The organism is Klebsiella sp. GG_Kp173 (assembly GCF_040062415.1).
Classification (GTDB): Bacteria; Pseudomonadota; Gammaproteobacteria; order Enterobacterales; family Enterobacteriaceae; genus Klebsiella; species Klebsiella quasipneumoniae.
In genome coordinates this window covers 37,130-56,911 of record NZ_JBEAFZ010000021.1, presented here as the reverse complement: position 1 = coordinate 56,911, position 19,782 = coordinate 37,130, and the positions used below count along the sequence as shown (strand labels likewise).

At 58.3% G+C, this 19,782-nt stretch carries 18 protein-coding genes and 1 other RNA gene; 8 read left to right on the top strand and 11 right to left on the bottom strand.

Features of this window, described 5'->3' with window-relative positions; translation table 11 throughout:
- Positions 1-6: 6 nt before the first annotated feature.
- The gene (locus ABLU50_RS11600; protein ID WP_087832285.1) at positions 7-984 is read right to left on the bottom strand and encodes a DUF1852 domain-containing protein; all 978 of its coding nucleotides are present in this window, start codon (positions 982-984) and stop codon (positions 7-9) included.
- Between the two features lie 597 nt (positions 985-1,581).
- Here ABLU50_RS11600 and ABLU50_RS11595 point away from each other — a divergent pair.
- On the top strand, positions 1,582-1,902 hold the full coding sequence (locus ABLU50_RS11595) for a hypothetical protein (protein WP_087832286.1): 321 nt from the start codon (positions 1,582-1,584) through the stop codon (positions 1,900-1,902).
- Positions 1,903-2,000: 98 nt separating this feature from the next.
- Here the strand turns inward: ABLU50_RS11595 and ABLU50_RS11590 are convergent, their stop codons facing one another.
- From ABLU50_RS11590 to ABLU50_RS11580, 3 genes are all read right to left on the bottom strand, one after another.
- Entirely contained in the window at positions 2,001-2,249 is a 249-nt protein-coding gene (locus ABLU50_RS11590; protein ID WP_004203110.1) for a GlsB/YeaQ/YmgE family stress response membrane protein, read from the bottom strand.
- A gap of 202 nt (positions 2,250-2,451) precedes the next feature.
- Positions 2,452-2,862, bottom strand: coding sequence for a 1,4-dihydroxy-2-naphthoyl-CoA hydrolase (gene menI / locus ABLU50_RS11585; protein WP_004203111.1), 411 nt, complete (start codon positions 2,860-2,862; stop codon positions 2,452-2,454).
- Complete coding sequence (locus ABLU50_RS11580) at positions 2,859-5,915, bottom strand: FAD-binding and (Fe-S)-binding domain-containing protein (RefSeq protein WP_032456259.1); 3,057 nt, start codon at positions 5,913-5,915, stop codon at positions 2,859-2,861. The genes menI and ABLU50_RS11580 overlap by 4 nt, the downstream gene beginning before the upstream one ends.
- A 218-nt stretch (positions 5,916-6,133) precedes the next feature.
- Here ABLU50_RS11580 and ydiK point away from each other — a divergent pair, with 218 nt between their 5' ends.
- Together ydiK and rprA are read left to right on the top strand one after the other, a co-directional pair.
- Positions 6,134-7,246 carry an AI-2E family transporter YdiK gene (ydiK, locus tag ABLU50_RS11575; RefSeq protein WP_087832287.1) on the top strand — a complete coding sequence of 371 codons (1,113 nt, stop codon included), beginning with the start codon at positions 6,134-6,136 and terminating at the stop codon, positions 7,244-7,246.
- Positions 7,247-7,436: 190 nt separating this feature from the next.
- Positions 7,437-7,544, top strand: an RNA gene (gene rprA / locus ABLU50_RS11570) — antisense sRNA RprA.
- Positions 7,545-7,629: 85 nt separating this feature from the next.
- Here the strand turns inward: rprA and ppsA are convergent.
- Positions 7,630-10,008, bottom strand: coding sequence for a phosphoenolpyruvate synthase (gene ppsA / locus ABLU50_RS11565; protein ID WP_004203115.1), 2,379 nt, complete (start codon positions 10,006-10,008; stop codon positions 7,630-7,632).
- 75 nt (positions 10,009-10,083) lie between these two features.
- On the opposite strand from ppsA, the gene ABLU50_RS11560 reads away from it, so the two are divergent.
- From ABLU50_RS11560 to hemP, 4 genes are all read left to right on the top strand, one after another.
- Positions 10,084-10,203: a hypothetical protein gene (locus ABLU50_RS11560; protein ID WP_004203117.1), complete on the top strand. Its 120-nt coding sequence runs from the start codon at positions 10,084-10,086 to the stop codon at positions 10,201-10,203.
- A 144-nt stretch (positions 10,204-10,347) separates the two neighbouring features.
- A complete protein-coding gene (locus ABLU50_RS11555; protein WP_002909061.1) occupies positions 10,348-11,181 on the top strand; it encodes a pyruvate, water dikinase regulatory protein in 834 nt (277 codons plus the stop codon).
- A gap of 154 nt (positions 11,182-11,335) precedes the next feature.
- On the top strand, positions 11,336-12,382 hold the full coding sequence (gene aroH, locus ABLU50_RS11550) for a 3-deoxy-7-phosphoheptulonate synthase AroH (protein ID WP_004203118.1): 1,047 nt from the start codon (positions 11,336-11,338) through the stop codon (positions 12,380-12,382).
- A 154-nt stretch (positions 12,383-12,536) separates the two neighbouring features.
- Positions 12,537-12,716 (top strand): hemin uptake protein HemP, encoded by a 180-nt coding sequence (gene hemP, locus ABLU50_RS11545; protein WP_023290103.1) that lies wholly within the window; start codon positions 12,537-12,539, stop codon positions 12,714-12,716.
- A gap of 29 nt (positions 12,717-12,745) precedes the next feature.
- Here the strand turns inward: hemP and selO are convergent, their stop codons facing one another.
- From selO to ABLU50_RS11525, 4 genes are all read right to left on the bottom strand, one after another.
- The gene (gene selO, locus ABLU50_RS11540; RefSeq protein WP_106479197.1) at positions 12,746-14,188 is read right to left on the bottom strand and encodes a protein adenylyltransferase SelO; all 1,443 of its coding nucleotides are present in this window, start codon (positions 14,186-14,188) and stop codon (positions 12,746-12,748) included.
- 113 nt (positions 14,189-14,301) lie between these two features.
- Entirely contained in the window at positions 14,302-14,766 is a 465-nt protein-coding gene (locus tag ABLU50_RS11535; protein ID WP_002909082.1) for an NlpC/P60 family protein, read from the bottom strand.
- 81 nt (positions 14,767-14,847) lie between these two features.
- Entirely contained in the window at positions 14,848-15,597 is a 750-nt protein-coding gene (btuD, locus tag ABLU50_RS11530; RefSeq protein ID WP_049116533.1) for a vitamin B12 ABC transporter ATP-binding protein BtuD, read from the bottom strand.
- Positions 15,597-16,148: a glutathione peroxidase gene (locus ABLU50_RS11525; RefSeq protein WP_004203124.1), complete on the bottom strand. Its 552-nt coding sequence runs from the start codon at positions 16,146-16,148 to the stop codon at positions 15,597-15,599. Before ABLU50_RS11525 ends, btuD begins: the two co-directional genes overlap by 1 nt.
- Before the next feature lie 236 nt (positions 16,149-16,384).
- Here ABLU50_RS11525 and ABLU50_RS11520 point away from each other — a divergent pair, with 236 nt between their 5' ends.
- Positions 16,385-17,185 (top strand): MetQ/NlpA family lipoprotein, encoded by an 801-nt coding sequence (locus ABLU50_RS11520; protein ID WP_057215907.1) that lies wholly within the window; start codon positions 16,385-16,387, stop codon positions 17,183-17,185.
- 45 nt (positions 17,186-17,230) lie between these two features.
- Here the strand turns inward: ABLU50_RS11520 and btuC are convergent, their stop codons facing one another.
- Both btuC and ABLU50_RS11510 read right to left on the bottom strand, forming a co-directional pair.
- Positions 17,231-18,208: a vitamin B12 ABC transporter permease BtuC gene (btuC, locus tag ABLU50_RS11515; RefSeq protein WP_004203127.1), complete on the bottom strand. Its 978-nt coding sequence runs from the start codon at positions 18,206-18,208 to the stop codon at positions 17,231-17,233.
- Between the two features lie 121 nt (positions 18,209-18,329).
- Complete coding sequence (locus tag ABLU50_RS11510; protein ID WP_087832289.1) at positions 18,330-19,763, bottom strand: gluconate:proton symporter; 1,434 nt, start codon at positions 19,761-19,763, stop codon at positions 18,330-18,332.
- Between the last annotated feature and the right edge of the window lie 19 nt (positions 19,764-19,782).

Genomic DNA, 19,782 nt, shown 5'->3' with positions numbered 1-19,782 from the left:
ATTGGTTTAGCAACGCGCGAAGTTAGCAGACCATTGCTCAAGCAACGTCTTGTGCGGGTCGATAAAATGTTGTTGTGTAAATTTACCCTGCTCTATCGCCAACAGGCTGCGCTCTTCCCGGTCATACACAATTTTGGTGACGGAATGATCCAGGTGATTGAGATTGGGCTGATAGTATTGCCCCGCCGCGGAATTCGCGTTGTAAATCTCCGGACGATATATTTTTTGAAACGTCTCCATCGTGCTGATGGTCGCGATCAGCTCCAGGCTGGTGTAATCGCTGAGCAGATCGCCGGAAAAATAGAAGGCCAACGGCGCGACGCTGTGTTTCGGCATAAAATAGCGCACCTGCAGCCCCATTTTGCTGAAATAGCGCTCGGTCAGCGAGACGCCTTCCTGGGCATATTCAATGCCGAGAACCGGATGTTCGTTACCGGTGCGACGATAAACATCTTTGCTGGATACGCTCAGACAAATCACCGGCGCCTTGCTAAAGCTGGTCTTATAGGCGCTGGATTGCACGAAATCCTTAAAGATATTGCCGTGCAGCTCGCCAAACTTTTCGGGCACGCTGAAGCGGCTCTGGTCTTTATTATGCTCCAGCAGCAGCACGCTAAAATCATAATCCCGTACCCAGGAAGAGAAGTTATTGCCGACGATACCGGCATGGCGCTCACCGGTTTTTTTATCGACAATATGCGTTTGCAGGATCTCTATCACCGGAAAACTGGCGGCATCAGCAATATTCATCTCGACAGAAATAATATCCAGTTCCACCGCATAGCGATCGTTGTAGGGATTATCCCAGTGCGCCAGGGTATTAAACCGGTTATTCATCATGATTAACGTATTGCGCAGATTGTCCTGACGGCTCTCCCCTCTCGCCAAATTGGCAAAATTGGTGGTAATACGCGTATTTTCCGCAGGGTTATAATTTTCATCAAACCGGCTGCGCTTAATCGTATAGGTAAATTCGTTATTCATGGCGATTGTCCATCCTGGTGTCGGGCATAAAGCGGAATAAGCGGAGTACTCTCCACAGGCGGCGCAGAGTCAGACCTGGCGCGCTTCAACCGGTAAATGTTGTTGATTCGTTAATGGGTCTATTTTTGCCAGAGTCGGTGATGGAGGGAAAGCGACTTAAATTCATTGCAACATGAGCTATCCTCATGTTGCTCCGCTAAGGGCAAGGTGCGGTTCGCGGTATCATCATGACGCCATGGTCAGGGGCGGCAGTTCAGGCAACGCCAGGCTAATAATCGTTTGTCCAGAGAATGCATGCAGGGTACAATCTTTAACCACTATAATACGTGCTGTGACCTGGCCGCCGTACCCGTTTGCTGGAGCTTTTGTCGTAAAGAATGATTGTTGATATCAGTATTATGTCGATGTGCATGGCCGTGCTGCTGATTATGAGCGTGCTGCTGAATTGAGAGGCTCCCGAACACAATGACACCCACTCTCATCTGACCTTCACATTCGCGAGGAATAAAGGAGATTCAGAGGATTCGCGCTGCACGGCATTGTCCCGCCTGCCGCCGCCCTCTACTCTTTATGCACTTGCTTATCGAGGAAAACCAGATGAAAAAAGCTCTCTTTGCGCTGTTCGCTATTGCTGCCGTGGGCGCCGCCAGCGCTTTTGCGGCTGATAAAACCGACGCTCCGACGCCCGCTGTCGACAACGGCGGCCGTCCTCCGCTGGAGATGAGTCATGGTCCCCTGCCGCCGTTCCCGCCACCGTTTCCGCCGCGCAAGCCGGTGCTGTTTTCAGCAACGGTCGCGACCGATACGCCGGCGGAAACCATTAACAAACTAACCGCCCTGATCCCGACCGGTCAGGCGAAGCACTACGAAGTTCACGTTGAGGTGGTGCCGGTTGCGGAGGATGCCGACGGGCAATAGCCCTGGCGTGGGCACGCTGCCTGAGTCCTGCGATAATAAAAAAGCTGCCGCTTATCGCGGCAGCTTTTGTTAACTTGAATAAAACAGAATGCAGAGAATTAGCTGCGCACTTTACGGTAGATAAACAGCACAACCAGCGCACCGATTACCGCCACCACGAAGCTGCCGAAATTAAACCCGTCGACTTTGCCAAAACCAAAGAAGGTACTGATCCAGCCGCCGACCACGGCGCCGATGATCCCCAGAATAATGGTTACAATAAACCCGCCGCCGTCTTTCCCCGGCATAATCCACTTGGCTAAAATACCGGCAATAAGTCCAAAAATGATCCAGGAAAGAATACCCATGGTTAACCGTCCTCTTGTTACCTTTATGCATTTCGTATTGAAAAGAGTAGCATATATAACGAGATTGGATCGGTAATAATCTATTTATTAGATAATTTCTTGCCGCTGCGCGGTAGTGTTCTCACGCCATCTCTCGCGCTGCCAGGCCCTGTGCCGCTTATTACCTTGAAAAAAGGGAGGCTATTCGCCTCCCCCTTACGGTTTATATTACCGCGGTGGTTAGCCGCGATGAACAGCACAATCGCGACTGTTCGTCGAAGATTTCAATTTGCCAGACCTGATGGCGAGTCCCGACGTGCAGCGCTTTGCACACGCCCCGCACCCGGCCCCCACGCGCTGAACGGATGTGGTTGGCGTTAACCTCCAGCCCCACCACCTTCTGTTCGCCTTCGCTGCACAGATAACCCGCTACCGACCCCAGCGTCTCCGCCAGCACCACCGACGCCCCGCCGTGCAGCAGACCAAACGGCTGCTGGGTGCGGCCATCCACCGGCATGGTGGCCTCCAGCGTATCGTCGGTAAACGTCTCAAAGCGAATATCCAACAGCCCTACCATGTTTCCCTCACCGAGCCGGTTGAGCTGCTCCAGCGTGGTCTGACGTTTCCAAATCATCCGATTATCTCCAGTAACGCCTGCAGCGGGTGGCGAACGCCGCTGCCTTCAATGCGCTTCACCTGGCTGCGGCAGGAGTAGCCCGTCACCAGACAGCGGTTACGCGGTAGCCGCTGCATCGCCTGCTGCCAGGAGAGCGCGTAAATGGCCAGCGAGTTGGCATGGTTTTTCACTTCATGACCATAGGTGCCTGCCATCCCGCAGCACCCAACGCTGACGTTTTCCAGCTTCGCGCCGAAGTGGGCAAAAATCTCTGCCCACTGCTTTGTCGCCGCCGGCAGCGCGGTCACTTCCGTACAATGACCGAACAGGTACCAGGGCTCGCCGCCGAGATCGGGACGGGCGTCGGTCGGCAGGGCCTTCGGCAACCACTCATGCACCAGCATGACCTGGAAATCGCCGCGCTTGTCGCCGAGCGTTTGCTTATATTCATCGCGGTAGCAAAGCACCAGCGCCGGATCGACGCCGACCAGCGGCATCCCCAGCTGCGCCACGCGGTTAAGGAAGTCTGCCGTTTTCTGCGCGGTGCGCGCGAAGCGGGTCAGGAATCCTTTAATATGCTGCGCCTTGCCGTTCGGCGAGAACGGCAGGAGCACCGGCTGATAGCCTAAGGCCTCGACCAGACGGATAAAGTCAGCCACCACCTGAGCGTCGTAATAGCTGGTGAAGGGATCCTGCACCACCAGCACCATCTTCGCCTTCTGCTCGTCGCTCAGCGCTTCGAGCTGCTCAAGGGTCATATTGGCGGAGCGGTGGCCGGCCATCTGCTGCTTCAGCGACGGCGCCGAGAGCAGCGGCAGATCGACCATCCCGATATGCTTCTCCGACAGCTTTTTCAGCCACGGCTGGTTAATGAAGAAGTTAAAGGTCTTCGGCGCCTGGGCCATCAGCGGCGCATAGGACTCCACCGACGCCACCAGATGATCCCGCACCGGGCGCAGATAGCGGCTGTGATACAGCTGCAGGAAGCGCGAGCGGAACTCCGGGACATCGATTTTGATCGGGCACTGGGTCGAACAGGCTTTACAGGCCAGACAGCCGGACATCGCCTCTTTGACCTCGTGCGAGAAGTCATATTCCCCTTTGCGCGCATGCCAGCTGTTACGGGTGCGCGCCACCAGCGAACGCAGGCTAACGCCCTGCTCCGGCAGCGCCTTCTCCAGCTGATTGGGATCGACGCCGCGATCCGCTAGCAGACGCAGCCATTCGCGGACCAGCGTCGCCCGCCCTTTCGGCGAGTGGATGCGCTGGTTGCTGACTTTCATCGACGGACACATCGGACTTTTTACGTCAAAGTTGAAGCACAACCCGTTGCCATTACACTCCATCGCCCCGCGCCAGCTGCTGCGCACCGCGATGGGGATCTGCCGATCCCAGGTGCCACGCTTCACCGCGTCGACTTTCATCATCGGCGCGTCGACCCCTTCCGGAGGACAGATTTTCCCTGGGTTCAGGCGGTTATCGGGATCGAAGACCGCTTTGATCTTCCTAAGTTCGCCGTACAGCGCCTCGCCAAAGAAGGCCGGGCTGTACTCCGCGCGAAAGCCTTTGCCATGTTCCCCCCACAGCAGGCCGCCATACTTCGCCGTCAGCGCCACCACATCGTCGGAGATCTGCTTCATCAGCACCTCCTGCTGCGGATCGCACATGTCCAGCGCCGGGCGCACATGCAGCACCCCGGCGTCGACGTGGCCAAACATGCCGTAGCTCAGGCCGTGGCTGTCGAGCAGCGCGCGGAACTCGACGATATAATCCGCCAGGTGTTCGGGCGGGACGCAGGTATCCTCGGCAAAGGGGATCGGCTTGGCGGCACCTTTGGCATTACCCAACAGGCCTACCGCCTTCTTGCGCATGGCATAGATGCGCTCCACGCCATCAAGATCGTGACAAACCTGCCAGCCGATGACTCCCGCCTCGCTGCGGGCCATCAGCTCGTCCAGCCGCTGGCACAGGGTGGTGACCTGCTGGTCAATCAGCGCCGCGTCATCCCCGGCGAATTCGACGATATTCAGCCCGAGCATCTCTTTATCCGGTACGTCGGTGATCAGTTCGTTCACCGAGTGCCAGACGATATCCTCGCGCGCCAGATTGAGGACCTTAGAGTCGACGGTCTCCACCGACAGGGCCTTGGCTTCCACCATAAAGGGTGCATTACGCAGCGCAGAGTCAAAGGAGTCATATTTGACGTTGACCAGCCGGCGCACCTTCGGCAGGCGGGTAATATCCAGCCGCGCTTCGGTAATAAACGCCAGCGTCCCTTCCGAACCGGTTAAAATTCGGGTCAGGTCGAACTCGCTCATCTCATCGTTAAAGACGTGGCGCAGATCGTATCCGGTGAGGAAGCGGTTGAGTTTGGGAAACTTATCCATGATCAGCTCGCGCTGCGCCTTGCAGCGCTGGTAGACCGTGTTGTAGATCCTGCCGATCGTCGAGGGCGTATTGCCCAGCGTCTCCGCCAGCGCCACCGGCACCGCCTGGGTATCGAGGATATCACCGCCCATCAGCACCGCCCGCAGGCCAAGCACGTGATCCGACGTCTTACCGTACACCAGCGATCCCTGTCCGGACGCGTCGGTGTTAATCATCCCGCCCAGGGTAGCGCGGTTGCTGGTGGAGAGCTCCGGGGAAAAGAAATAGCCATAGGGCTTGAGAAACTGATTCAGCTGATCTTTGATGACTCCGGCTTCAACGCGCACCCAACCCTCTTCGGGGTTGATTTCGATAATGCGGTTCATATAGCGGGACATATCGACGATAATTCCGCCGTTCAGCGCCTGGCCGTTAGTGCCGGTGCCGCCGCCGCGCGGGGTGAAGATCAGCGATTTAAAGCGTGGTTCGGCGGCGACGCGCGCCAGTAGCGCGACGTCTGCCGTGGAACGTGGAAAAAGGACCGCATCCGGCAGCAGCTGATAGACGCTGTTGTCGGTGGCCATCGTCAGCCTGTCGGCATAGCTGGTGGCGGTATCGCCGGTAAAACCCTGTTGCTCCAGTACCTGCAAAAAATTCAGCACCAGCTGAACTACCCCTGGCGCCTGAGAAATTTGTGGGATCATCACACTTGACCCTGCCTGACTATGTTGTGTTTGAAAATATTGTGTTGGTGCTAACTAAACGTTTGCGTAGCGCATTCAACTTTTTATCACATTTTTTTCATATGCGCCCACGTGTTTTCTGTGCAAAATCAGCCCGGCAAAATTATTGATATTATTATCAGTACATGGATTTACGCGGCGCCAGCTTTTTGGCGCGACTGGAAAGGTAAAATTTATCTATGATTAACCCCCATCAGCCTCGGGACATACCGCAAATACTGCTGTCGGTGCTGTTCCTGGCCCTGATTATCATATCCTGCCTGTGGGTTGTGCAGCCGTTTATTCTGTCCTTCGCCTGGGCCGGCACCGTGGTGATCGCCACCTGGCCGGTGCTGCTGCGTCTGCAGCGTGTGCTGTTCGGCAAACGGATGCTGGCGGTGCTGGCGATGACCCTGCTGCTGTTTTTGCTATTCGTTATTCCTATCGCTCTGCTGGTCAACAGCCTGGTGGATAACAGCGTTCCGCTGATCAAACTCATCAGCAGCGGAAATGTGACGCTGCCGGATTTCGCCTGGCTCAACAGCGTGCCGCTGGTGGGCGATAAGATCTACTCCGCCTGGCATGGCCTGCTGGATATGGGCGGCTCGGCGATTATGGCCAAGGTTCGCCCCTATATTGGCACCACTACCAGCTGGTTTGTCGGTCAGGCGGCGCACATCGGCAAGCTTCTGGTCTACTGCGGTTTGATGCTGCTGTTCAGCGCGTTGCTCTACTGGCGCGGTGAGCAGGTGGCCTACGGTTTCCGCTATTTCGCCACGCGCCTGGCGGCTAAACGCGGTGACGCCGCCGTGCTGCTGGCCGGCCAGGCCGTGCGCGCCGTGGCGCTGGGCGTGGTGGTGACAGCCCTCACCCAGGCGGTGCTGGGCGGTATCGGCCTTGCCATCTCCGGCGTGCCCTACGCCGCTCTGCTGACCGTGGTGATGATCTTTACCTGTCTGGTCCAGCTCGGGCCTTTGCTGGTTCTGGTGCCGTCGATTATCTGGCTTTACTGGAGCGGGGACACCACCTGGGGCACCGTGCTGCTGGTGTGGAGCTGCGTGGTCGGCACCATGGACAACGTAATCCGCCCGGTGCTTATCCGCATGGGCGCCGACCTGCCGATGATCCTCATTCTTACCGGCGTCATTGGCGGCCTGATCGCCTTCGGCATGATCGGTCTGTTTATCGGTCCGGTGCTGCTGGCCGTCTCCTGGCGCCTGTATGACGCCTGGGTGCACGAAGTGCCGCCGCCGCCGAAAGACCCCGACGTCGTACTCGAAGAGCTCAGCGAGCTGGAGGCCGGGCGCAAGTAATGCATTGTCAGGCGGGGAGACCCGCCTGTTTCCCCGCCAGCACAATTGTTAAGCAAAATTTATTGATCGCCGGCTCAACGCCAGACTTGTAGGCCCCTCACCCGCGTTTCACCTCCCGGACCTTCACAACAATTTAACTATTGAGAGGAATCTGATCGACGGCAAAGGCCCCGCTGCCTACTATTAGCTCACGGTTATAAATCAACACCTTGATTTATAAGCATGGAAATCCCCTGAGTGAAACAACGAATTGCTGTGTGTAGTCTTTGCCCATCTCCCACGATGGGCTTTTTTTTGTCCTGCGCTCACGACACCTGGCGCTCTGACACAGGCAAAAAAAATCCCCGGCATCGCTGCCGGGGATCGGTGTTGTCAGGGCGAACTTATTTATTCAGTTCCGCCAGACCTAACCAGGTTTGCACCACGGTGTCCGGGTTGAGGGACAGGCTATCGATCCCCTCCTCCATCAGCCAGGCGGCAAAATCTTCATGGTCAGACGGCCCCTGGCCGCAGATGCCGACGTATTTACCCTGCTGCTTCGCGGCGCGGATCGCCATCGACAGCAGGGCTTTCACCGCGTCGTTGCGTTCATCAAACAGCTCAGAGACCACGCCGGAGTCGCGGTCCAGACCGAGCGCCAGCTGGGTCATGTCGTTAGAACCGATGGAGAAGCCGTCGAAGTATTCGAGGAACTGCTCCGCCAGCAATGCGTTCGACGGGATCTCGCACATCATAATGATCTTCAGCCCGTTCTCGCCGCGCTTCAGCCCCTGACGCTCCAGCTCTTCGACCACCGCTTTCGCCTGGGCAACGGTACGGACGAACGGCACCATCACTTCAACGTTGGTCAGCCCCATGTCGTTACGCACGCGCTTCATGGCTTCACATTCCAGCGCGAAGCAGTCGCGGAAGCTTTCGGAAACGTAGCGTCCGGCACCGCGGAAGCCGAGCATCGGGTTCTCTTCTTCCGGCTCATAGCGCTCGCCACCTACCAGGTTGGCGTATTCGTTCGACTTGAAGTCCGACAGACGCACGATCACCCGTTTCGGATAGAAAGCGGCACCGAGGGTGGCGATCCCTTCGGTCAGGCGGCCAACGTAGAACTCTCTCGGCGAATCGTAGCCTTTCATCAGCTCGCGAATTTCGTTCTGCAGGCCCGGCTCCTGGTCGTCAAACTCCAGCAGCGCGCGCGGGTGCACGCCAATCATGCGGTTGATGATAAACTCCAGCCGCGCCAGACCCACGCCTTCGTTCGGCAGGCAGGCGAAGTCGAAGGCGCGATCCGGGTTGCCGACGTTCATCATCACCTTCAGCGGCAGATCCGGCATGTCGCCGACGCTGGAGCTCTTGACGCTGAAGTCGAGCAGCTCGGCGTAGACATAGCCGGTATCGCCTTCGGCGCAGGAGACGGTCACATTCTGGTTTTCCTGAATGCGATCGGTGGCATCGCCGCAGCCGACCACCGCCGGAATACCCAGCTCACGGGCGATGATCGCCGCGTGGCAGGTACGGCCGCCGCGGTTGGTGACGATCGCCGAGGCTTTCTTCATGATCGGTTCCCAGTCCGGGTCGGTCATATCGGTAACCAGCACGTCGCCCGGCTCAATGCGGTTCATCTCGCTGATATCGTGGATCACCTTCACCGGACCGGCGCCAATGCGATGGCCGATGGCGCGCCCTTCGGCGATGATCTGCCCCTGAGCGTGGAGGGTATAACGCTCCATCACCTGGCCGCGGGAACGCACGGTTTCCGGACGCGCCTGGACGATAAACAGCTTACCGGTGTGGCCATCTTTCGCCCACTCGATATCCATCGGACGGCCGTAGTGCTTCTCGATCTGCACCGCCTGCTTCGCCAGCTCCTGCACCTCCTCGTTGGTTAACGAGAAGATATCGCGCTGCGCCTGCGGCACATCTTCGATACGCACCTGCTTGCCGTGCTCCTGGGTCGGCGCGTAAACCATGCGGATCTTTTTCGAGCCCATGGTGCGGCGCACGATCGCCGGGCGTCCAGCGGCCAGCGTCGGTTTGTGGACGTAGAATTCGTCCGGGTTCACCGCGCCCTGCACTACCATCTCGCCCAGACCCCACGCCGAGGTGATAAACACCACCTGGTCAAAGCCGGATTCGGTATCGATGGAGAACATGACGCCGGAGGAGGCCAGATCGGAGCGGACCATCCTCTGCACCCCGGCGGAGAGCGCCACGCCGCGATGATCGTAACCCTGATGCACGCGATAGGAGATCGCGCGATCGTTAAACAGTGAAGCAAATACGTGCTTCACGGCAACGAGCACGGCGTCAAAGCCCTGCACGTTGAGGAATGTCTCTTGCTGCCCGGCGAAGGAGGCGTCCGGCATATCTTCCGCGGTGGCGGAAGAGCGCACGGCGAATGAGGCCTCGGCGTCATCGGCGGACAGCAGGTCATAAGCATCGCGAATCGCGTTTTCCAGTTCGCTCTGGAAGGGGGTATCGATGATCCACTGTCGGATCTGCGCGCCCGCTTTCGCTAATGCGGAAACGTCGTCAATGTCGGTTTCATCCAGCAGCGCATAGATGCGCTGGTTAACACCGCTTTGGTCCAGGAACTGGTTGAAAGCATCAGCGGTGGTGGCAAACCCGTTAGGTACGGAAACACCCATACCGGACAGATTCGTAATCATTTCACCAAGGGAGGCATTTTTGCCCCCAACTCTGTCTACATCATTCATGCCGAGTTGGTTATACCAAAGCACCAGCGGTGACGAGCCATTGTTGGACATCGAGACAATCCTTTTGTGATTTAATACCAGTGAAAAAAATTTCACGATCGACTGCAAGATTATCCTGACATATTTATGGTGCTGAAAAAAACGGTGAATCGTTCAAGCAAATTATTTTTTCTTTTTTCGGACTGTTCCTCTGATATAGATAACTTGATGATTTTTAGGAATTATGACGAGAAACGCTGGAAATAACGGCAAAAAAAAGAAAATGAACCACCCTTTTCATAAAAAACAAAAATAGCGTTTCAATTTTAACAAGAGACAAATCAAACAGGGATATGCTTAAATTTAATATCCGCTTTCAGGCAATTAAACTCATTATACCGGATGGTCAAAATGGAAAGTGCTGTAGATCGCCACGTATTTTATATTTCTGACGGTACCGCCATTACGGCGGAGGTGCTGGGACATGCCGTCATGTCGCAATTCCCGGTCGCCATCAGCAGCGTGACCCTGCCGTTTGTGGAAAATATCAGCCGCGCGCGGGCGGTGAAAGAGCAGATCGACGCCATTTATCAGCAAACGGGCATCCGCCCGCTGGTGTTCTATTCCATCGTCATTCCGGAGATCCGCGATATCATTCTGCAAAGCGAGGGCTTTTGTCAGGATATCGTTCAGGCGCTGGTGGCCCCGCTGCAGCAGGAGCTCAACCTCGACCCGACCCCGGTGGCGCACCGCACCCACGGCCTGAACCCCGGCAACCTGATCAAATACGATGCGCGTATCGCCGCCATCGATTACACCCTCGCCCATGACGATGGCATCTCGCTGCGCAACCTTGACCAGGCGCAGGTGATCCTCCTCGGCGTGTCGCGCTGCGGCAAGACGCCCACCAGTCTGTACCTCGCCATGCAGTACGGCATTCGCGCCGCCAACTATCCGTTTATCGCCGACGATATGGACAATCTGGTTCTGCCGGCCTCGCTGAAACCCCTGCAGCATAAGATGTTCGGCCTGACCATCAATCCGGAGCGTCTGGCGGCGATCCGCGAGGAGCGCCGGGAGAACAGCCGCTACGCCTCGCTGCGCCAGTGTCGGATGGAAGTGACCGAAGTGGAGGCGCTGTATCGCAAGAATAAAATCCCCTGCCTGAACAGCACCAACTATTCCGTTGAGGAAATAGCGACAAAAATCATGGACATCATGGGGCTGAATCGCAGGATGTACTAATACACTAGTACATTATTAAAAATTTGTTTATGCTATCACCCGTGGCCTATACAGGATCATGCCCTGCTCTTGCAATAAGCAGGGATTGGTTTATCGTGATGCGCATCACTTCCCGGCATTTTCGCTGGCGAAGAAACAGATTTTTGAGACCCCAATGAATAAAACAGACGAATTGCGTACCGCGCGCATTGAAAGCCTGGTAACGCCCGCGGAGCTGGCCCAGCGCCATCCCGTTACGGCCGACGTGGCCGCCCACGTCTCGGCCTCCCGTCGCCGAATTGAAAAAATCCTCAACGGCGAAGACCGCCGCCTGCTGGTGATTATCGGCCCCTGCTCCATTCACGACACCGACGCGGCGATGGAGTATGCCCGCCGCCTGCAGACCATGCGCGAGCGCTACCAGCCGCAGCTGGAGATCGTGATGCGCACCTACTTTGAAAAACCCCGTACCGTGGTGGGCTGGAAAGGCTTAATCTCCGATCCGGACCTCAACGGCAGCTACCGGGTCAACCACGGGATTGAGCTGGCACGGCGCCTGCTGCTGCAGGTCAATGAGCTGGGGGTGCCGACGGCCACCGAGTTTCTCGATATGGTGACCGGTCAGTTTATCGCCGATCTCATCAGCTGGGGAGCCATCGGGGCGCGCACCACTGAAAGTCAGATCCACCGTGAAATGGCTTCGGCGCTCTCCTGCCCGGTCGGGTTTAAAAACGGCACCGACGGCAATACGCGCATCGCTGTGGACGCCATCCGCGCCTCCCGCGCCAGCCATATGTTCCTCTCCCCGGACAAGCAGGGGCAGATGACGATTTACCAGACCAGCGGCAACCCGTTCGGGCATATCATTATGCGCGGCGGCAAACGGCCGAACTATCACGCCGAGGACATCGCCGCCGCCGGCGAGGCGCTGCGGGAATTCGATCTGCCGGAGCAGCTGGTGGTCGACTTCAGCCATGGCAACTGCCAGAAGCAGCATCGCCGTCAGCTGGAGGTGTGCGCCGATATCTGTCAGCAAATTCGCGCGGGCTCTACCGCCATCGCCGGCATTATGGCGGAGAGCTTCCTGCAGGAAGGGACCCAGAAAGTGGTTCCCGGCCAGCCGCTGGCCTGGGGCCAGTCGATCACCGATCCCTGCCTGAGCTGGGAAGACAGCGAACGTTTATTGAGTGAGCTGGCGGCCGCCACGGCCACCCGTCTGTGACCGCTCCGCCCGCCGCGCATGCGGTGGGCGAACCCCTTCTGACATTCCCTACCAAATTCGGTAACACGAGAAATAACGCTTGCTGTCAAAAACAACATTATTGATAATGATTATCATTGTTGCTTTGATTTTTATTTTGAGAGCTATGACGCGTATGGATAACACTGCCACAGCTGAAAAACCAAAAGACAATGCCCCCTATCCCGTGGCGACGGACAGACAGATCAGCAGTCGGGTTCTGTTAGGCAGCGAAGGACGGGTAGTCATTGAGCATGGCGGCCAGCGCTATCTGCTGCGCCAGACCCACGCCGGGAAGTTGATCCTGACCAAATAATCGCCCCGCGGTGCGCGGGGCGAGGCGAGTTAGCTCGAGCAGCTGACTTCCAGACGTTTCCCCCAGTCCGGCGGCCGGCGGACGTAGTCGTCCTCGCGATCGGTGAAGGGATCGGCCAGCGCGGCATGCAGACGCTCCAGCTCCCCCATATCGCCAGCCTCAGCCTGCTCGATCGCCCGCTGCGCCAGCCAGTTACGTAATACCAGCGCCGGGTTGACGCCCTGCATCCGCTGCTGGCGCTGGGCATCCCCCACCTGTTCATCACGCAGCCGCGCGCGATATCCGGCGAACCAGCTGTCGAAAGCCGCACGGTCGATAAACTCGTCGCGCAGCGGCGAGGCGGCGCAGAGCTGTTCGCTGTGGCTCAGCAGGCGGAACGTTCGGGTATAGTCGCTTCTCTCGCGGATCATCAGGGCAAACAGACCGTCGAGCAGGTCGTTATCCCCTTTCTGCTGGCTGAACAGGCCAAGCTTGTCGCGCATCCGCTGGCCATAGGCGGTCAGCAAGGCGTGCTGATACTCATCCAGCGTCGCATTCAGCGCTTCGGCGCTGATAAACGGCGACAGCGTCTGGGCCAGACGCTGCAGATTCCACAGCCCCACCGCCGGCTGGTTTTCAAAACTGTAGCGCCCCTGATAGTCGGAGTGGTTGCAGATGAAGTCCGGCTGAAAATCGTCAAGGAAGCCATACGGGCCGTAGTCGATGGTCAAACCGAGAATCGACATGTTGTCGGTATTCATCACCCCATGGGCAAAGCCCACGGTTTGCCAGCTGGCGATGGTCTGCGCGGTACGCGTGACAACGTCACGGAACCATAACAGGTACTTGTCCGCCTCATCCTGCAGCTGCGGCCAGTGGTGGCGAATGACATAGTCGGCCAGCTGCTGGACCTTCTGCGGCTCGCGGCGATAGTAAAAATGTTCGAAATGGCCAAAGCGGACATGGCTCTCGGCCACCCGCATCAGCATCGCGCCAGGCTCCACGCGCTCGCGGTAGACCGGCGTATCGCTGGTCACCATCGCCAGGGCGCGCGTCGTCGGGATCCCCAGGGCGTGCATCGCCTCTGACGCCAGACTCTCCCGGATCGTCGAGCGCAGCACGGCGCGGCCGTCTCCCATCCGCGAATAGGGGGTCAGGCCGGCGCCTTTCAGATGCCAGTCGTAACGACGGCCATCCGCCAGCTGCTGCTCGCCGAGCAGGATCCCGCGGCCGTCGCCCAGCTGGCCGGCCCAGGCGCCAAACTGATGGCCGCTGTATACCTGCGCCAGCGGCGACATGCCCGGGAGCAGCGCTTCCCCGCCCCAGACGCCGGCCCCGTTTTCAGGCGCAAACAGCGCGTCAGGGACGCCCAGCTGTTGCGCCAGCGGGGCGTTGCGCCAGATGAGTCGGGCGTTATCCAGCGGCGTTGGTGACAGGGAAGTGTAAAAGTCCGGCAGTTCATCCCGCCAGTGGGTGGTAAAAGAAAGGGTCATGGTTCCTCCTCTCTCCAGTGTAGTGCCTGGAACAGCGGATTAACACGGGCGGAGTGCAGGGTTATCGGCATAAAAAAGGGAAGCGCTCGCTTCCCTCAGGCCGCTGAATGACGTCAGATACGCCGCGCCTGCCAGAACTTTTTGTTCCAGTAGACGTTATCCAGCGAGGAACGGGTGACGCCCTGACTGGTGGAGGCATGTATGAACTGGTTATCGGTATCGTAGATGCCGACGTGCAGGCCGCTTTCGCCTGAGCCGGTTTTGAAGAACACCAGATCGCCAGGCAGCAGATCGCGCTTATCAATCCGGGTACCGATTTCCGCCTGCTCGCGGGTTTCGCGCGGCAACTGGAGGGCAAATTTATCGCGAAACGTGCGCACCACAAAGCCGGAGCAGTCGACGCCGCGCGGCGTCATGCCGCCGTAGCGATACGGTGCGCCGCGCCAGCTGCGCAGCTGCTCGTTCAGATTCGCCACCACCGTAATGGAGTCAGCCAGCCGAGGATTCGGCGGCGGTGCCCGATGGCTGCTGCAGCCGGCTAAAATTAACGCCGCCGCCAACATGAACCAGAAGCGCATTTCAGATGATCCCTCTGTCCCTAGTCTCTTTATCGCAATAATTTAGCTTGTTTATCAATATAGTGACAAGATAACTGCGTGCTACTGTGACGCGATGAGCATAATATGACCGGCCACCTCCACGCGCTGGAACGGGATCGCATAGGCGGCGGTTAAATTTTCCTCATTCAGCACCTCGGCGGTCTCCCCGCAGGCGATGGCTTCCCCCTGGCAGAGCAGCCAGCTCTGTCCGGCATGGCGCAAAGTGTGGTTGAGATCGTGACTGCTCATCACCACCGCAATTCCCGTCGCGCTTAGCTCGCGTAACAGCCGATCCAGCGCCGCCTGCTGGGCCACATCCAGACTGTTCATCGGCTCATCCAGCAGCAGCAGTTGACCCACGGGGTTGCTTAAGGGATCGATCTGCAGGATCACTGCCGCCAGCCGCACGCGCTGCCACTCGCCGCCCGACAGCTGATTGACCGGACGGCCCAGCTTATTGTCCAGACCAAGCCGGGCCGCGATATCGCTCAGACGGGCGCTATCACCCTGCTGCTGCATATGCAGCGCCAGGTAGTGCCACACCGGCATGGCGAACGGCGGGGTCTGGTGTTGACACAGATATCCGCGACGGCGCGCCAGCTCCGTCGCCGGCCACTCGTCAAGCCGTCGTCCGTTAAAATGAATCGTACCGGGGCCGTCGGACAGTCCCGCCATGCGAGCCAGCAGCGTGCTCTTCCCTGCGCCGTTAGGCCCCACCAGGTGGACGATCTCCCCGGCGCGAAAGGCCGCAGAAAACGGGGCCAAACGCCCCGCCGCTTCTACATCCTGTAGCTGCATCAGAAACGACATTATTTCGCCAGCGCTCCTTTAATCGCCGCCACCAGCTGCGGATCGTCCGGCGTCATGTCCGGAGAGAAGCGCTGAATGACGTTGCCCTGGCGATCGACGAGGAATTTTTCGAAATTCCACAGAATGTCGTCCACGTACAGCGGCGCCCGGCCCTTGCTGGCCATCCGCTCATAAAAACCGCTGCCTTCCGGGGCCACCGCCTTCGGCGCGGCGGCAACCAGCTTTTGATAGAGCGGCGCGCGATGTTCGCCGTTGACGTCAATCTTGCTGAACAGCGGGAAGGTGACGCCGTAGGTGGTGCTGCAGAAGGTCTTAATCTCTTCTTCACTGCCCGGCTCCTGGCCGAGGAACTGGTTGCAGGGGAAGCCCAGGACGCTGAAGCCCTCGCCGGCAAACTGCTTTTGCAGGTCCTCCAGTTGCTCGTACTGCGGCGTCAGGCCGCATTTGGAGGCCACATTGACGATCAGCAGTACCTTGCCGGCAAAGGATGCCAGGGTGGTTTTCTCGCCATCAATGGTCGTCACTTCGGTATTCAGAATGTCATGTTGCATAGCCTGTCCTCAATGGATAAACCGGTTTCCGGTGAAGGTGATCCCTATCTACTGTAGCGGATTCAGCGCCCGCCATTCTACTGCCAATCCCCGCGAGTTGTCGCATGATGTAACAGCGCTTCGCTGCCCGTCGGCAACATGAAATCCTCTCAATTGGGCAGGCAACCATTTCCGTGTACAGTGTTCCATGAATGTAATATGGTTTTGTTACTTGTTAATTTAAGAGAGTTTTATTGATGAAGAAGTTGTTTAGCCTGGCGTTAATCGCCGCCTCTGTCGCCCTGCTGAGCGCCTGCTCTCCGGATGAAGATAATAAAGTGAAAGTCGCTATCAATACCGGGCCGGACGAAGCCATCTGGAAAGTAGTGGAGCAGGTGGCGAAGGAAAAATATCACCTCGACGTCGAAGTGGTCTCCTTCAATGATTACGTGCTGCCTAACGAAGCGCTGAACAACAAAGATGTGGATGCCAACGCCTTCCAGACTCTGCCTTACCTTGAGGCGCAGTCGAAAGAGCGCGGCTATAAATTCGCGGTGGTGGGTAAAACCTTTGTCTTCCCTATCGCCGCCTATTCACATCGCATCAAAAATATCAGCGAGCTCCCTGAGGGGGCGACAGTGACCATCTCTAATGAAACCACCACCCTGGGCCGCAGCCTGCTGCTGCTTCAGGCGCAGGGACTGCTCAAGCTGAAACCGGGCGTCGGCTATTTACCCACCACGCTGGATATCATCGACAACCCAAAACAGCTGAAAATTGTGGAGGTGGATACCCCGCAGCTGACTCGTACTCTGGATGACCCGAACGTCAGCCTGTCAATCATTAACACCAACTTCTCCGCCCAGGCCGGCCTGTCAGCCGCCCGCGACGGCCTGTTCATGGAGGGACCGGATTCCCCTTACGTGAATGCGATCGTCGCCCGCGAGGATAACAAGGACAGCAAGAAAATTCAGGAACTGAAAGCCGCCTTCCAGACCAGTGAAGTCGCGGAAAAAGCGAAGGAAGTCTACAAAGGCGACGCGATCAAAGGCTGGTAAGCCCGAGCCGGCGCCGTCCCTGCAGACGGCGTCGCGCTATCCCCGTCACCGCGAGCGCAGCAGCAACCAGATAAAGACCGGCGCGCCCAGCGTCGCCGTCACCACGCCAATCGGCAGCTCAGCGGCGGAAAGCGCCAGCCGGGCGATAATATCCGCCCCCAGCAAAGCGCTTGCCCCCGCCAGCATGCAGGCCGGGAGCAACACCCGGTGATCGCTCAAGCCGCATAGCCGCAGAATGTGCGGGATCACCAGGCCGATAAAGCCAATCGCCCCCGCCAGCGCCACGCTCACGCCGACCATCCAGCCGGTCGCCACCACCAGCAGCTTGCGCCACAGCCACAGCGGCAGCCCGAGCTGACGGGCGGAGACTTCGCCCAGCGCCAGTAAATTCAGGGGTTGGGACTGCAGACAGACCCAGCAGAGCACCGGCAGGAGGGCTATCATCAGCCACAGCTGCTGCCAGTCGACGCCGCCAAACCCGCCCATCATCCAGTACATCAGCTGCCGCAGGTCAAAAGAGGTGGAGAAGTACACCGCCCAGGTCATCAGGGCGCTGCAGATGATGCCCAGCGCCACCCCCGCCAGCAGCAGACGGCTGGTGGAAAGATGGCGGCGGGCGAAACGCAGCAGAATAAAGGTGATCAGCAGCGCGCCGAGGATCGCACACAACCCCAGCGCCCAGCCTGGTAACAGGCCTTTGCCCAACAGGACGGCGGCAATCAGCCCGACGCCCGCGCCGTTGGAGACGCCCAGCAGACCCGGTTCCGCCAGCGGATTTTCAAACAGCGCCTGCATTATCGCCCCGGAGAGCGCCAGCGCCGCCCCCACCAGCAGCACCGCCAGGGTCCGCGGCAGGCGGATCTGCCAGATAAACAGCTGCCCCTTGGCGCTGAACCACTCGCCGGGCGGGATCCATTGATCCCCCGCGCACAGACTGATCAGCAGGGTGACCAGCAGCAACAGCGTTAAACCAAAGAGCCAACGCCGGCTGCGGCGCTGTTGGAGATGGGCGAGAGTCAGCATAGATTCCATTACGCACTGGGAACAAGAGGCTGATTTTACGGTGGCTGTCGCGGTGAGAAAAGGAAAACCTCACGGCCAAACGTCGACGCGGAGGAGGCTCCCCCGCGTCGACCATCCCGCTTTACACCAGGATCTGAAACAGCAGCGCGAAGAGAATGATGTTCGCCACCACGATTGCCCAGCCGTTATAGAGCATGTATTTCAGATGAGTAGACTGTGCCAGCCCCATCTGGCCGAACATGTCCGATGAGGGGAACGGTCCGAACCAGTCCACCTGAGACGAGGCCAACAGCACCGCGGTGGTCCCCTGCGGCGGCACGCCGGCTGCCATCAGCATCGGGCCAAAGATTTTATGAGTAAAGGTCATCTGGGCCACCGCCGCGCCAGGCACATGGCCGATAATATTGAACGCGAAGATGCTAAAGCACAGCCAGGCCGGGGAGATCCCCTCCAGCAACGGCTGGGTATACTCCAGCAGCCCCTGATAGGCGTGCAGGCCATCCATCAGCTCAAGGATCGGGTTGTACAGCCAGTAGAGAATAAACATCCACACCAGACGACCGCAGCCGTGATAGAGCGCCTGCAGGATCTGCGTCGGCCGCAGGCCGCCCACCAGCCCGGTCATCAGCGCCACCAGCAGCATGACGATAATTGCAAAGCTAAAGCCGGCTTTAATCACCACCCCAACCACCGCCATCACGATGATGGTCGCGGCGAAAGCCAGCGCGCTTAATTTACGCCGGCGCTGCTGCGCGGCGTTAAGTTCCTCTTGCGGCTTTTCCGAGAGATCGACCTCATAGCGCAGTTTGCCTTCGGTCATCTTCTGGATCCGTCCCGCCATGATCCAGCCGGCTAACAGGGTGACGGCGCTCATCGGCAGGCCGACATACAGCAGATAATCCGGATAGCTCAGTCCGCCAAGGCTGAGGATCGTCACGGTGCTGGGGGTGAAGGGCCCGGTAAAGAGTCCAACGGAACCGGCGGTCATCATCAGCGCGGCCACCGTCGGCGGCGTTAAGCGTACCGCTGCCGCCACCGGAATGATTACTGCCACGATAATGGCATTGCCACCGGCCATAGTGCCCAGCGAACCGCAAATTAAAATCGATGACACCACAATGCCGAACTTGACCCGCGTCTGGCTCGACAGCCCAATACGGTGGACCACGAATTTCACCAGCTCAACCGCCGCGCCGGTGCGGGTGGCTACCTCCCCCACGCCGGCGCCGAGCATAATGATAAGCCCGACGGTGGCAATAAATGACCCGGTGGATTTCGCCAGCATCACGCCCATTTCCGGCAGACCGGTTGAGGTCATGATCATGGCGATAATAATCGAGGAGATGACCGCCAGCACAATATCGACGCCGATCAGCGATAATATCGCTAACGCCACCAGCGGCGTAAATCCCAGCAGGCCAAGCTCGCTGCCCGGTCGACCGTGGCACCACAGCGCAATCAACATAAACAGCAGCAATAACAGACCGGTAATAACGTTTTTTCGCGTGATATTTCGTCTGACAGGCGTATTGCCTGCGAGCGTTGAGTCACTCATAACACTCCTTAATGCCAAT

What these genes read in the sequence shown, in the direction of transcription:
- ABLU50_RS11600 (WP_087832285.1), bottom strand. Translation starts at nt 984, where the DNA reads ATGAATAACGAATTTACCTATACGATTAAGCGCAGCCGGTTTGATGAA.
- ABLU50_RS11595 (WP_087832286.1), top strand. Translation starts at nt 1,582, where the DNA reads ATGAAAAAAGCTCTCTTTGCGCTGTTCGCTATTGCTGCCGTGGGCGCC.
- ABLU50_RS11590 (WP_004203110.1), bottom strand. Translation starts at nt 2,249, where the DNA reads ATGGGTATTCTTTCCTGGATCATTTTTGGACTTATTGCCGGTATTTTA.
- menI (WP_004203111.1), bottom strand. Translation starts at nt 2,862, where the DNA reads ATGATTTGGAAACGTCAGACCACGCTGGAGCAGCTCAACCGGCTCGGT.
- ABLU50_RS11580 (WP_032456259.1), bottom strand. Translation starts at nt 5,915, where the DNA reads ATGATCCCACAAATTTCTCAGGCGCCAGGGGTAGTTCAGCTGGTGCTG.
- ydiK (WP_087832287.1), top strand. Translation starts at nt 6,134, where the DNA reads ATGATTAACCCCCATCAGCCTCGGGACATACCGCAAATACTGCTGTCG.
- ppsA (WP_004203115.1), bottom strand. Translation starts at nt 10,008, where the DNA reads ATGTCCAACAATGGCTCGTCACCGCTGGTGCTTTGGTATAACCAACTC.
- ABLU50_RS11560 (WP_004203117.1), top strand. Translation starts at nt 10,084, where the DNA reads ATGGTGCTGAAAAAAACGGTGAATCGTTCAAGCAAATTATTTTTTCTT.
- ABLU50_RS11555 (WP_002909061.1), top strand. Translation starts at nt 10,348, where the DNA reads ATGGAAAGTGCTGTAGATCGCCACGTATTTTATATTTCTGACGGTACC.
- aroH (WP_004203118.1), top strand. Translation starts at nt 11,336, where the DNA reads ATGAATAAAACAGACGAATTGCGTACCGCGCGCATTGAAAGCCTGGTA.
- hemP (WP_023290103.1), top strand. Translation starts at nt 12,537, where the DNA reads ATGGATAACACTGCCACAGCTGAAAAACCAAAAGACAATGCCCCCTAT.
- selO (WP_106479197.1), bottom strand. Translation starts at nt 14,188, where the DNA reads ATGACCCTTTCTTTTACCACCCACTGGCGGGATGAACTGCCGGACTTT.
- ABLU50_RS11535 (WP_002909082.1), bottom strand. Translation starts at nt 14,766, where the DNA reads ATGCGCTTCTGGTTCATGTTGGCGGCGGCGTTAATTTTAGCCGGCTGC.
- btuD (WP_049116533.1), bottom strand. Translation starts at nt 15,597, where the DNA reads ATGTCGTTTCTGATGCAGCTACAGGATGTAGAAGCGGCGGGGCGTTTG.
- ABLU50_RS11525 (WP_004203124.1), bottom strand. Translation starts at nt 16,148, where the DNA reads ATGCAACATGACATTCTGAATACCGAAGTGACGACCATTGATGGCGAG.
- ABLU50_RS11520 (WP_057215907.1), top strand. Translation starts at nt 16,385, where the DNA reads ATGAAGAAGTTGTTTAGCCTGGCGTTAATCGCCGCCTCTGTCGCCCTG.
- btuC (WP_004203127.1), bottom strand. Translation starts at nt 18,208, where the DNA reads ATGCTGACTCTCGCCCATCTCCAACAGCGCCGCAGCCGGCGTTGGCTC.
- ABLU50_RS11510 (WP_087832289.1), bottom strand. Translation starts at nt 19,763, where the DNA reads ATGAGTGACTCAACGCTCGCAGGCAATACGCCTGTCAGACGAAATATC.